Consider the following 13,159-nt stretch of genomic DNA (forward strand, 5'->3'; position numbering starts at 1 on the left):
AGATCGGGCAGAACTAAGAAACGAGGAAAGGTTTTGATCCAGAGTTACAACCCACACCACCAGATCATTCAGCAGGTATCCACAAGCGCATATAAAGAGATGTATGAGGAGCAACTGGAGGATCGCTACCAGTATCAATATCCGCCATTTTATCGTCTCGTACGGTTGACGCTAAAAAGCAGGGATTTCTCCAAGACCAATGAGGCAGCAGAGTGGCTGGCAAGAGCATTGGAGAATGTGTTCGATAGATACGTTCTGGGACCTGAATTCCCGCCTGTAGCCCGAATTCGTAATGAATACTATAAAAATATTCTAATCAAGATCCCGCAGAAACAAAATCTGGGAAAAACGAAAGCAATGATCTCTAGAATTATAAAATCTTATCAGGCTATTGGCGCATTCCGGTCGGTAAGAGTTATAACAAACGTAGATCCCCAATAAAAAAAGCCACCGGTTAGGATGGCTATATATTATTGGAGCGTAGATCGTTCTTCTTATTGTATTGCACTGAGTGCTTCTACCAAATTCGCTTTCTTATGTCGGCTTAACGGTAGTAATTCTTTATCGATCTCTATATTTTTACTATTATATCTTTCGATCTTATCTAAATTCACGATATAGGATTTGTGAGTACGCAGGAATCTTTCACTGGGAAGTTCTTTTTCAAAAGATTTCATTGTTGCGAGAACCACAAAGTTATCTTTCTCAGTCACAAACTTCACATAATCTCCAAGAGCCTGAATGTACTTTAGCTTATTTAGAAATACCTTTCGATTCTTGAGATTGCTTTTTACGAAGATAAAATCATCGTCCTCCTGTATTGGGGCCTGATGTTTAAGTTTGTAGAGATTAACCGCTTTATTCACTGCATTATTAAAGCGGTCTTTAGTTACGGGTTTGTGAATATAGTCTACGGCATCATAATCAAAAGCCTTGAAAGCATACTTGGTCTTTCCAGTAACAAATATTATCTGCGGTTTGTTTGGAAGATTATCAAGTAATTCAAAACCTGAAAGAATTGGCATTTCGATATCTAAAAAGATTAGATCTGTTTCGGTATCTAACAGGCCGTTCTTAGTTTCTATAGCATTGTTATATTCGGCAACCAGGTTAAGGTTAGGATGGTCTTTTATCAATTTAACGATCGATAACCTTTGCAGGCTCGAATCATCAACAACAGCACATTTAAGTAAAACTTCTTCCACGATAATTAGGTTAGACTTTAACAATATTACTCATTATATATAACAAATGCAAGGTGCATATAATTTAGCTGGTTAAAAATAGTATTTTTACCTTGGTAATAAGCTTTGAAATATGAATAATAAATTCTATTTTTGCAGCCGATTAAATTTAAAGTAGAATTTTATGAACAACTATGAAACTGTTTTCATCTTGAATCCCGTTTTATCTGATGAACAGATAAAGGAGACAGTTAAGAAATACGAAGATTTTCTTGTTTCTAAAGGGGCTAAGATGGTAGCTAAAGAAGATTGGGGCCTAAGAAAACTGGCTTATGCAATCCAACACAAGAAGAGTGGTTTTTATCACTTATTTGAATACGAAGCTCCAGGTGAGGTTATCGAACCTTTAGAGTTGGAATTCAGAAGAGAAGAGCGTATGATGCGTTATTTAACTGTAAAGTTGGATAAACATGCAATTGCTTGGGCTGAGAAGAGAAGAAAACGTAACAAGGAAAAAGCGTAATCATGGCAACATCTATTGAACAACAAGCAAAAGGAAAAAAAGACGGAGAGATCAGGTATCTAACTCCTCTTAATATAGAAACTACCAAAGCGAAAAAATACTGTAGATTTAAAAGATCTGGTATTAAGTACGTTGATTACAAAGATCCAGATTTTCTTATGGGGTTTGTAAACGAGCAGGGTAAATTGTTACCTCGTCGTTTAACAGGTACTTCTTTGAAGTTTCAGAGAAAAGTGGCTACTGCTGTAAAGCGTGCTCGTCACTTAGCACTAATGCCTTACGTAGGTGATTTATTAAAATAAAAAGAGGCAGTTATGGATGTAATACTTAAAAAAGACGTAGACAATCTAGGTTTTAAAGATGATGTTGTGGCTGTTAAAAACGGTTACGGTAGAAATTATCTTATACCTCATGGATACGCTGAACTGGCAACTCCTTCTGCAAGAAAAGTTTTATCTGAAACTTTAAAGCAGCGTGCCTATAAGGAACAAAAGCACATTGACGAAGCTAAGAAACAGGCTGAGAAACTTAACAATATTGAGATCAAGATGACTGCTAAGGCAGGAGCTGGTGATAAGTTGTTTGGTTCTATCACTAACGGTGATCTGGCTGATGCTCTTGCTAAGGAAGGTGTAGAAATTGAGAAAAAATTTATTAGCATCGCCGGTGGAAACATCAAGCGTTTAGGACAGTATGATGCAACTTTGCGTTTTCATCGTGAAGTAGTTTCAAACCTAAGTTTTGACGTTGTAGGGGAAGCTTAATATTATAATTTTATAGCAAAAAGCCCGCTCATTTATGAGTGGGCTTTTCTTATTTTTAGAAAAATGAAATACGCTCGATTAACCAAAGAACAATTTGAAGAGATGCATCAGGAGTTCATTAATTTCCTGGCAACTCAATCCATCACCGGTGAGGAATGGGATAAGATCAAAAAAGAACAGCCTAAGGTTGCTGAAGATGAAATGGATCTGTTTAGCGATCTTGTATGGGAAGGAGTCCTGAATAAGGTTGAATACCTGGAGCATTTTTCTCCAAACCAGGTCTTTCTTTTTTATATTTCTGAAGTAACTATCAATCTGATCGCGATTAAGGTAGATAATGAATCTGTAGACATTACAACCCGGGAAGGTTATCAATGGTTACAAACTAACCTTATGAATGAGATGGTTAATATTTATACCTCTTCAAAAGTTCTTAGTGAGGACAGAAACAAGGATATTTTCGCATTGATTAGACAGGGAGCAAATATTACAAAAGGTGAACTATACGCTTATTTTAAGAATATTGTAGACAAAGATGCTTAGAACTATTCGTATCTAAGTGATTCTATAGGATCCTGTTTTGCGGCTTTAGCAGCAGGGTAACTGCCTGCAAGTATAGCTACGAATATGGTAATCCCGGTAGCCCATAACATGGCTTTCCATGGTGTGGTGAAATCGAAATCCAGGGAAGATGATACGCCCCAGCCAATAAGAATTCCTAGCAATATACCAAGTAGACCACCAAGTTGACCAATTACTAATGTTTCCAGGAAGAACTGCATTGCAATAGTATTTTTCTTGGCACCTAGTGCTTTTCTAACCCCAATTTCACGTGTTCTCTCGGTAACACTTACCAGCATGATATTCATCAAGGCGATGGATGATCCAAATATGGTAATGATGGAAATGATCCAGGCGGCAATATTTAAAGCGCCAGTAATTTGAAGAATTCGATTAATGAGATCATCGCTTCTTTCAATTCCAAAGTTGTTATCTTCTTTTGGGTTTAATCCACGAATATTTCTGAAGGTGATAATAGCTTCATCCATGGCCGATTCCAGCATTTCCTTATCGTCCACCTTTACGCTCAGGCTGTAATTAATATTTGGTTGAGAAAAGATCGAGCGAGCATGTTGAATTGGGATAAAAACTCTTAGATCCTGGTTGTTTCCGAAGGTACTTCCTTTACTTTCCAGAATTCCAATCACTCTGAATTTCGCCCCGCGAATACTAATCGTTTTATTGACGGGATCCATTCCATTAAAAATGCCGTCTTTATAGTCGGCACCAATCACCGCAACATTATTATTATTGTTAATATCGAAAATGTTGAACTCTCTTCCTTCTTCAACTTCAAGTCCGGAGTTCTCTAAATAATATTCGTTTACCCCAAGAACTGAGATATCCGGATCTGTTTTTTCATTCTGATATTTGATTTCTGCAGATCCTGTTCCCGTAAATGATATCGCGGTTTCAGTAAATGGAAACTGAAAATTCTCCTTAAACTCGGTCACTTCCCTATAGCTAATTGTGGGATTTACCTTCCGGTCCTCATTGCTTATTCGCTCTCTGAATTCGTAACGTTGCAGGTTAAAAGTATTTGCGCCCATTGAAGCAAAATCCTGACTAATAGTGTTTTCCAGTGCTGCTACAGCACTTAAAATCCCAACTAATGCTGTGATACCAATAGCGATGATGAGAACAGTTAAGACAGTTCTTAGTGACTGATTTCTTATGGAACTTAGGGCAATTCTAATATTTTCCCGCAGGAGTGAAAACATGGGCTAACTTTTCGATCTTAACGATTAGACTATAAAATGATAGGATTGTTACTTAAAATATCAAATTTGTTTGGGTTCACTCAAAAATTAAGATATTTGCAGTCCTTTAAAAATCACATTTCAGCTTAGAACTTTATGGCACAAAAACCGTCAATTCCAAAAGGTACCAGAGATTTTTCTCCGGAAGAAGTAGCAAAAAGAAACTACATTTTCGATATTATCAAAACTCAATTTAAAAGTTTTGGTTTTCAACCTATCGAAACTCCTAGTTTTGAGAACTCTTCGACCCTTATGGGGAAATATGGTGAAGAAGGAGATCGCCTGATTTTTAAAATTCTTAATTCAGGTGATTATCTAAAAAAAGCTGATGCGAAAGCTCTTGAATTAAAGGATAGTACGGCATTAACTTCTTCTATAAGCGAGAAAGCATTAAGATATGATCTTACGGTTCCTTTTGCCAGGTACGTAGTACAACATCAAAATGAGATCGAGTTCCCTTTTAAACGATACCAGATACAACCCGTTTGGAGAGCAGATCGTCCTCAAAAAGGGAGGTTCAGAGAGTTTTTCCAATGTGATGCAGATGTGGTGGGAAGTGATAGTCTATGGCAGGAAGTGGAATTCATACAATTGTATGATGCGGTATTTACTCAATTAGGTCTGGAAGATGTTGTAATCAAGATCAATAATAGAAAGATCTTATCTGGTTTCGCTGAAGTTATTGGAGAGCAGGATCGACTTATAGATTTTACTGTAGCGCTGGATAAACTTGATAAGATTGGTGAAGCTGGAGTACGAAAAGAAATGCTGGAAAAAGGTATTTCTGAAAAAGCTATTGACAAAATATCTCCAATTTTTGATCTTAAAGGTTCTTTTGCTGAAAAAGTCTTAGGATTACAAACTATTCTGGAAAGTTCAGAAACCGGTATGAAGGGTATTGAAGAATTGCAATTCATACAGAATGCTGTAGCTGAAATGCCTTTGAAAACCGCTACTCTCGATCTTGATGTGACTCTGGCACGCGGACTCAATTACTACACCGGAGCTATTTTTGAGGTTGCTGCTCCTGAAAAAGTTAAGATGGGAAGCATTGGTGGAGGAGGAAGGTACGACGATCTTACCGGGATTTTTGGTTTAAAGAATATGAGCGGAATGGGAATTTCGTTTGGTCTAGACAGAATATATCTTGTACTTGAAGAATTGGATCTGTTTCCTGAAACTGTGCGCGAGAATACCAAAGTACTTTTTATAAATTTTGGAGATAAGGAATCTTTATATGCGATGAAGTCTATACGGTCTTTGAGAAATGCCGGAATTACTGCTGAACTTTATCCAGACAGTTCCAAAATGGGTAAACAAATGAAATATGCCGATAAGCGAGATATTCCATTTGTCATACTTGCTGGTGAAGAGGAAATTGAACAGCAAACCTTCACTCTAAAGCATATGAAATCTGGTGAGCAGGATGCACTTAGTCTGGAAGATCTTATTTCGAAACTTTCATAACCTAATGGTTGCTTGCCTCATTTAAATTATCCATTTCTTCTTTGGTCAGTTCCATGTTTACAGCTTCTTCAAAACTTTTAAGATGCTTAGGTTTGGTTGCACTTGCAATTGGAGCAGTTATACCCGGGCGCTGCATGATCCATCTTAAAGCAATCCCTGCCTGGGAAATATTGTGATGGTCTGATATATCTTTAAGTGCGTTGAGTACTTTTTTACCACGATCGTCGAAATAATCTCCAAGGAACTGTTCACGATCACTGCCTTTTATATCTTCGATACTTTGATATTTTCCAGAGAGGAATCCGCTGGCTAAGCTGAAATAGGAAGTAACTCCTAGATCATTTTCCTGGCAGATTTTCTGAATCTTCCCTTCGAACTTGTTTCGCTGCATCAAACTATATTCCGGCTGGAAAACCTGATACTTTGGTAAATCCTCTTTTTTGGAAGCATCTAATGATTCTTGTAATCTATCAGGACTCAAATTTGAAGCTCCAATATATCTCACCTTTCCCTGCTCAATTAATTTCTGATAGGCTCCCAGGGTTTCTTCTACGGGTGTTTTATTATCATCCCAATGGGTGAAATAAAGGTCGATATGGTCTGTTTGCAATCTTCTTAAGCTATCTTCGACTGCATTAAGAATATGTGTTTTGGAAATATCCTTATCGCCACCTTGTTGCATACTGGAACCTACTTTGGTGGTAATAGTCAATTTATGCCGGTTGCCTCTGGACTTCATATACTTTCCAATAATACTTTCAGATTCACCACCAGAGTTACCTTCAGCCCATCTGGAATATACATCTGCAGAATCAATAAAGTTAAATCCCATATCTAGCAGTTGATCCATCATTCTGAAAGATTCTTTTTCATTGATCGTCCACCCGAATACATTTCCGCCGAAAATGATAGGAGGAGTATATAATTCTGTATTTCCTAATTGTTGTCTTTTCATAAATCTAAGTTTTATCTAATTCGGTCGTCGAAGTTTTTCGTAGAGATAATAATATCGAACCTATTAAAATTAAAGCTATAAAACAAAGAGAGATCCAGATTGGTATCTCGTATAGATCGCTTATCAGGAATTTAATTCCAACGAAAGCCAGTATAATTCCCAGTCCTTCGTTTAAGTAAATAAACCTGTCTTTCATATCTGCCAATAAAAAATACAAGGCACGAAGACCTAGAATGGCAAATGCATTTGAGCTAATAATTATAAATTCATTTCTGCTTACTGCTAATATTGCCGGGATAGAATCTACTGCAAAGATGACATCGGTTAGTTCGATGATGATCAAAACGGTTAATAGAGGAGTGGCAATCTTCTTACCATTTTCTCTTACAAAAAAGTTGTCTTCCCTGTAACCTTCAGTTTGAGGAATCACTTTTCGTACCCATTTGAAAATTCTATTGTTATCAGGATTTGCTTCAGTAATATCACTTTTAAAGATCTTATAAGCAGTGTAAAGTAAAAATCCACCGAATACATATATGATCCAATGTACATTTTCAATCAGGGCAATTCCGCCGAAAATAAAAATGACTCTTAGAACGAGAGCGCCAAAAATTCCCCAAAACAATACTTTATGCTGAAATTCCTTTGGCACTTTGAAGTAGCTAAAGAGTACTGCCCAAAGGAACACATTATCCATTGACAGAGATTTCTCGATCAAATAACCGGCGAGATATTCTCCTGCGGCAAGAGAACCCTGCCACCAATAAATCACAGCAGTAAATAGAAGCCCCAGGCTTATCCAGCCGGCACTATACCACGCAGCTTCCTTAGTATTTATCTTATGAGGTTTTCTCATCACCAGTTTTAAGTCTACGATGAGGAGAAGAATTATGAAGGCAGAAAAGGCTATCCATACCCACGGTTGTACCACGAAATCTTCGGAAGCTGCTGCCACAGGCTCAATGTATACGGTAAAATTATATGCGTTTATTATCACAATTTTTTGAGCAAATAAAGCTCAAAATTGGATATGAGATTTGTTTTTACAACAACTATAACAATTAGAAATTGAGTAGTTTTTTTTAAGCTGAGTTAGTTTAACATAGCTGGGAGTGTAGCTGTAAAATACATAAATCTAATTACTTACGATGATTGTAGGAATTAAACAAAAATCATAAAAAAATACTAAGATGAATGATATAAATAATTGTGACCAAATTATTCTTTAGTTTTAAAAGGTATTCTAGTAATCATTAGAATCAATTACCAACCAAAACCATACATAATGGAAATTAAACAACATCCTGATACCGACGAATTGGTATTAAATATTAATGGACGAGATGTTAGTATGAAAGTTTCTGCATGGACAACTCTTGTCGATGCCTTGCGGGAACATTTACAGCTTACAGGAACTAAGAAAGGCTGCGATCATGGTCAATGTGGAGCATGTACCGTTCTTGTAGACGGGAAACATATTAATTCGTGCCTGACCCTCGCCGCAATGCAAACAGGTAAAGAGATTGTCACGGTAGAAGGATTAGCGAATGGTGATGAATTGCATCCAGTGCAGGAAGCATTTATCAAACACGATGCATTCCAGTGCGGCTATTGCACACCCGGGCAGATATGCTCTACCATTGGATTCCTGAATATGAATAAAGGAAGTGATGCTGCGGAATTAAGAGATCTCATGAGTGGAAATATTTGTCGCTGTGGAGCTTATACCAACATTTATAAAGTGGTGGAAGAATTAAAAGACAGAAATACCGAAGCTTTATCTAAAAACAGCAATTAGACTATGAATAATATTTCCTACAAAAGAGCACAAAGCGTGGAAACCGCGATCGAACACATAGGTTCTAAAAAAGAAAGTAGCAGATTTATTGGTGGAGGAACTAATTTGCTGGATCTTATGAAGTATCGGGTTGAGAATCCTGAGCACTTAATTGATATAAACCATCTGGATCTTTCGAAAATCGAAAACTCAGATTCTGGAGGTTTACTACTGGGAGCGACCAAGACCAATGCCGATACAGCTTATCATGAACTAGTAGAAGAGCAATATCCACTACTTTCTGAGGCTATGCTCTCTGCCGCTTCAGCGCAATTAAGAAATATGGCAACCAATGGCGGGAATTTATTACAGCGAACCAGATGCTTCTATTTTTATAATACTTCAACTCCCTGTAATAAAAGAGAGCCGGGAAGTGGATGTTCTGCTTTGAAGGGTTTTAACCGGATACATGCAATCCTTGGCGCAAGTGAGCATTGTATAGCAACGCACCCTTCAGATATGGCGGTAGCGCTTGCGGCATTAGATGCGACAGTTCATATTAGTGGAGCTGAAGGTGATAGGACAATTGCCGCGACTGACTTCCATAAACTTCCTGGTGACACCCCGCATATAGAAACCAATTTAGAACCGGGAGAAATCATTACGGGAATTGAGCTTCCAGAGAAAGGTTTTGCTAAGAACTATCATTATTTAAAAGTCAGGGACAGGCCGTCTTATGCTTTCGCATTAGTTTCAGTAGCTGCCGCAATTGAACTGGAAAACAACACTATCAAGGACATTAGAGTTGCCTTGGGTGGAGTTGCACACAAACCCTGGAGAAAACCTTCCGTAGAAAAAGAGTTTATTGGAAAAGAGGCAAATACGGAGAATTTCGAGCAATTAGCGGATAAACTTACCGATGGAGCTAAAGGATACGGTAATAACGATTTTAAAATACCACTGGTTAGAAAATCCATTGTAAGAGCATTAACAGAAGCAATGAACAAATAGCATGATAGCAGATACAAAATATATAGGGAAACCTACCAGAAGGGTAGATGGTATAAAAAAAGTAACAGGGAATGCTACCTATAGCGCTGAATTTAATCCTGAGCATTTAGTACATGGATATATAATCAATAGTACAATTTCCAGAGGTAAAATTGTTGCTATTAATGATAAAGAGGCTTTAAAAGTGCCGGGAGTTCGACAGGTATTTACCCATAAAAATATCCCGGAAGAAGTTAAGATAGATTCAGATTATACAGATCCTCTGGCTCCTCCCGGTAATCCTTTCAGACCATTCTATAATGAAGACATTCTGTATAACGGGCAACCGGTCGCGCTAATCGTTGCAGATTCTTTCGAAACAGCCGCATATGCCGCCGGACTGGTTAAAATAGATTATGAAAAAGAGGAAGGTTGTGAGGTTGATCTTAAAGCAAATCTCCAAAATGCGACCAGAGAGGACGTTCCTGACCCACCAGAGCCCAGAGGTGATGCCGCAAAAGCTTATGAATCTTCTAAACATCAGGTAGATGTAGAATACTATTTGCCTCGCCATTATCAGAACCCTATGGAGACTTTTGCAACCGTAGCGATCTGGAATGCAGAGGAGCAGGGCTTTACCATTTATGATAAAATTCAGGGAGTTGGAAGCAGTCAGCAATATATTTCAGGGATCTTCAATCTGGAAAAAGAAAAGGTCAGGGTATTGTCTCCTTTTGTAGGTGGCGGATTTGGGTCTGGTTTAAGACCACAATATCAACTATTCTGTGCTGCGATGGCCTCGAAAGTTCTCAATTTGCCGGTGAAGGTTGTAATGACCAGAACTCAAATGTTCAGTTTTGGACACAGGCCTGCCTGTTTACAGCGTTTAAAATTATCATCTGATGAAACAGGCAAACTGAAATCAATAAATCACGAGGCATTTGGAGAAACTTCAAGGTTTGAAATGTTTAACGAGACCGTTGTAGACTGGTCTGGAATGATGTACCAGTGTGATAATGTCAAACTGGATTACCAACTCGTGCCGTTGGATGTATATACGCCTATGGATATGCGCGCACCCGGAGGAGCTACAGGGATGTATGCCCTGGAGTGCGCTATTGATGAACTGGCCATTGAAGCTGGGGTAGATCCACTGGAGTTTCGTTTAATAAATTATGCTGATATTGATCAAAATGAAGGTAAGCCTTATTCCAGTAAGGAATTAAGAGCTGCTTTCCTCAAAGCATCAGAAAGTTTTGGATGGGAGAAAAGAATTGCAAAGCCTCAAAGTATGCAGGATGGTAATAATCTTGTTGGTTATGGAATGGCCACTGGAGTGTGGGAAGCTTTGCAGCAGGAATCTTCAGCGAAAGCTATATTAACTTCTGAAGGGAAACTTACAGTTAGTAGTGGGACGGCAGATATTGGTACTGGAACATATACGATCATGTCCCAGATAGCGGCGGAAATTGTTGGAATTCCATTGGAAGATGTAGAATTCCAGCTTGGAGATTCTAGTTTGCCAAAGGCTCCAATTGAAGGTGGATCCTGGACTGCATCTTCAGTAGGTTCAGCAGTAAAACTTGTGTGTCATGCGCTTCAGAAGAAAATATTTGGATACGCTCAACAGAGTTTTCCTGAAGAACTAAAGGGAGCAATGTTTGAAGAAGCGGAGTTCAGTAATAGACATCTAAGCGTAAAATCTACCAGACTAAGTTATTCTGAAATTTTAGCTGTTTCCGGTCAGAATTCTGTTGAAACCAGTGTTAATTCTCAACCCGCAGATGATCGCAGTAAGTATTCATGCTACTCACATTCCTGTGTGATGGTAGAAGTACATGTAGATAAGGATACTAAAATGATCACGGTTCCCAGAGTTGTGAGTGCGATAGCAGGAGGTAAAATACTAAATCCTAAGACCGCTGAAAGTCAGATTCTGGGTGGTATCACCTGGGGAATTAGTATGGCGCTAGAAGAAGAAGGAATGATGGATAGTCGTAATGGCCGAATTATGAATGCGAACCTTGCTGAATATCATGTTGCAGTACAAGCAGATATTCAGGATCTTGAAGTGATATTCGTGCCAGAACATGATGAAATCGTGAATCCGCTGGGAGCTAAAGGTCTGGGTGAAATTGGTATTGTAGGAGTTGCTTCTGCAATTTGCAATGCGATCTACAATGCTACCGGTAAACGTGTGCGAGAATTGCCAATCACACTGGATAAGTTAGTGTAGATCAGGAAATAGAAAAATGATAAAAAGTAAAAAGGGATTTCGAAAATACGAAATCCCTTTTTTTTGTAGCGAGACCGAGATTTGAACTCGGGACCTCCGGGTTATGAAAATATTCTGCTAGAAGTCAAATCTATCTAAAACACCTGAAAATCAATTAGTTAATGTTGTTTTGATAAATTTTGATATTATATAATATGGCCTAAAATCAACCGATTCTGTACTTATTCTGTACTTATTCTGTACTAGTTTTTAGGTGTAAATTATTATATTACAGGGTTTTAAATCCTAACTGTATGGCAAATTTAAAGATTGTTTTGAGGAAAAACATGAAAAAGAAGGATGGAAGGATACCTCTGGCCTTAAGAATTAGCGAAAATTATAAAACGAATTATGTTTGGCTGGGACATTCTGTATTTGAAAAAGATTGGGATAACGTTGCTTGTAAGGTTAAAAAGACTCATCCAAACTTTAAGCAGTTAAATAACTTTTTGATGAAAAGGATGATTGAAGTCAATGATATCTATTTCAATGCAGAGAAAAAAATTACGCCAAGGCAAATAAAACAAAAATTAAAAGGGCCAGATGGCTCTAAATCTTTCTTTACTGTTGCCACTGAACATATTCAAAGTAAATATGACACGGGAGTTTTTTCAGTTGCTAAAGCGCAGTTATCAATACTATATAATATTGAAGAATTTATACAACTAAAGAATTCGAGAAGTAAGGCAAAAATCATCCAAGAAATTAAACAAAGACGGTTAAAGCGAGTGAGCGAGGCAAGAAGATCTAAATATCACTGGATGGATGGCGTTGCATATTTTAAAAAAAATGATAACCTAAGATTCAGGGATATTGACGAATCTTTTATTAGAAAATATAAGACATTTTGTTCTTCTTACCTGAATCATAAACCAAGGACAATAACCAATCAGCTTATTTTCATTAGAACTCTTTATAATATTGCAATTAAAGAAGGAGTAATTGCCCAGAAATATTATCCTTTTGCTGGTGAGAAAGAGAAAATTAGAATATCCTCAGGTAATAAAATTGGATTGAATGTAGAAGAAATTGAGAAGATAGAATCACTCGAATTAGAGAAGTACTCAACTATATGGCATACTCACAACATATGGTTGTTTTCTTTTTATTTTGCCGGGATGCGAATCTCAGATGTAATTAAATTAAAATGGTCTGATTTCAAGGATAAACGTTTATACTATGTCATGGAAAAAAATGGTAAACCTCTAAGTTTAAAAATTCCTGATAAAGCTAGGATTATAATTGATTACTATCGCCCAGATAAGAAATTCAATAATGGATATTTATTCCCTTTTTTACGGGAAGTAGATCAAACTCAAGCCGAACAAATTTATACACGGACAAAGAGTACCACTAAACTTCTCAATAAATATTTAAAAAGAATAGCTAAACTCTGTGGCATTG

The 13,159-nt window shown here is 37.5% G+C and carries 13 protein-coding genes and 1 pseudogene; 10 read left to right on the top strand and 4 right to left on the bottom strand.

Annotated features, from left to right (window positions below):
• Positions 1–441, top strand: a pseudogene (locus QZ620_RS10775) (primosomal protein N'); the annotation flags it as partial.
• A gap of 53 nt (positions 442–494) precedes the next feature.
• Here the strand turns inward: QZ620_RS10775 and QZ620_RS10780 are convergent.
• Positions 495–1,205 (bottom strand): LytTR family DNA-binding domain-containing protein, encoded by a 711-nt coding sequence (locus QZ620_RS10780; protein WP_185739476.1) that lies wholly within the window; start codon positions 1,203–1,205, stop codon positions 495–497.
• A 163-nt stretch (positions 1,206–1,368) separates the two neighbouring features.
• Here QZ620_RS10780 and rpsF point away from each other — a divergent pair, with 163 nt between their 5' ends.
• The 4 genes from rpsF (at position 1,369) to QZ620_RS10800 (ending at position 3,014) form a co-directional block, all read left to right on the top strand.
• Positions 1,369–1,707, top strand: coding sequence for a 30S ribosomal protein S6 (rpsF, locus tag QZ620_RS10785; protein WP_141877878.1), 339 nt, complete (start codon positions 1,369–1,371; stop codon positions 1,705–1,707).
• A gap of 2 nt (positions 1,708–1,709) precedes the next feature.
• Positions 1,710–2,009 carry a 30S ribosomal protein S18 gene (gene rpsR, locus QZ620_RS10790; protein WP_026916063.1) on the top strand — a complete coding sequence of 100 codons (300 nt, stop codon included), beginning with the start codon at positions 1,710–1,712 and terminating at the stop codon, positions 2,007–2,009.
• Positions 2,010–2,021: 12 nt separating this feature from the next.
• On the top strand, positions 2,022–2,471 hold the full coding sequence (rplI, locus tag QZ620_RS10795) for a 50S ribosomal protein L9 (RefSeq protein WP_295181502.1): 450 nt from the start codon (positions 2,022–2,024) through the stop codon (positions 2,469–2,471).
• A 63-nt stretch (positions 2,472–2,534) separates the two neighbouring features.
• Positions 2,535–3,014 (top strand): DUF6495 family protein, encoded by a 480-nt coding sequence (locus QZ620_RS10800; protein ID WP_295181504.1) that lies wholly within the window; start codon positions 2,535–2,537, stop codon positions 3,012–3,014.
• A 2-nt stretch (positions 3,015–3,016) separates the two neighbouring features.
• Here the strand turns inward: QZ620_RS10800 and QZ620_RS10805 are convergent, their stop codons facing one another.
• A complete protein-coding gene (locus QZ620_RS10805; RefSeq protein ID WP_295181507.1) occupies positions 3,017–4,252 on the bottom strand; it encodes an ABC transporter permease in 1,236 nt (411 codons plus the stop codon).
• Between the two features lie 135 nt (positions 4,253–4,387).
• Between QZ620_RS10805 and hisS the strand changes: the two genes are divergently transcribed.
• On the top strand, positions 4,388–5,758 hold the full coding sequence (gene hisS, locus QZ620_RS10810) for a histidine--tRNA ligase (protein ID WP_295181508.1): 1,371 nt from the start codon (positions 4,388–4,390) through the stop codon (positions 5,756–5,758).
• Position 5,759: 1 nt separating this feature from the next.
• On the opposite strand, the gene QZ620_RS10815 is transcribed toward hisS, so the two are convergent.
• Both QZ620_RS10815 and QZ620_RS10820 read right to left on the bottom strand, forming a co-directional pair.
• On the bottom strand, positions 5,760–6,713 hold the full coding sequence (locus QZ620_RS10815) for an aldo/keto reductase (RefSeq protein WP_295181510.1): 954 nt from the start codon (positions 6,711–6,713) through the stop codon (positions 5,760–5,762).
• 4 nt (positions 6,714–6,717) lie between these two features.
• Positions 6,718–7,710 (bottom strand): TerC family protein, encoded by a 993-nt coding sequence (locus tag QZ620_RS10820; protein WP_295181511.1) that lies wholly within the window; start codon positions 7,708–7,710, stop codon positions 6,718–6,720.
• A 288-nt stretch (positions 7,711–7,998) separates the two neighbouring features.
• On the opposite strand from QZ620_RS10820, the gene QZ620_RS10825 reads away from it, so the two are divergent.
• The 4 genes from QZ620_RS10825 to QZ620_RS10840 all read left to right on the top strand — a co-directional run.
• Positions 7,999–8,511 (top strand): 2Fe-2S iron-sulfur cluster-binding protein, encoded by a 513-nt coding sequence (locus QZ620_RS10825; protein WP_295181513.1) that lies wholly within the window; start codon positions 7,999–8,001, stop codon positions 8,509–8,511.
• 3 nt (positions 8,512–8,514) lie between these two features.
• Complete coding sequence (locus QZ620_RS10830; RefSeq protein ID WP_295181515.1) at positions 8,515–9,501, top strand: xanthine dehydrogenase family protein subunit M; 987 nt, start codon at positions 8,515–8,517, stop codon at positions 9,499–9,501.
• A gap of 1 nt (position 9,502) precedes the next feature.
• A complete protein-coding gene (locus QZ620_RS10835) occupies positions 9,503–11,716 on the top strand; it encodes a xanthine dehydrogenase family protein molybdopterin-binding subunit (protein WP_295181517.1) in 2,214 nt (737 codons plus the stop codon).
• A 293-nt stretch (positions 11,717–12,009) separates the two neighbouring features.
• A partial coding sequence (locus QZ620_RS10840; protein ID WP_295181519.1) for a phage integrase SAM-like domain-containing protein occupies positions 12,010–13,159 on the top strand: 1,150 nt, incomplete at its 3' end.

Source organism: uncultured Christiangramia sp. (genome assembly GCF_913046405.1).
Lineage (GTDB): Bacteria > Bacteroidota > Bacteroidia > Flavobacteriales > Flavobacteriaceae > Christiangramia > Christiangramia marina.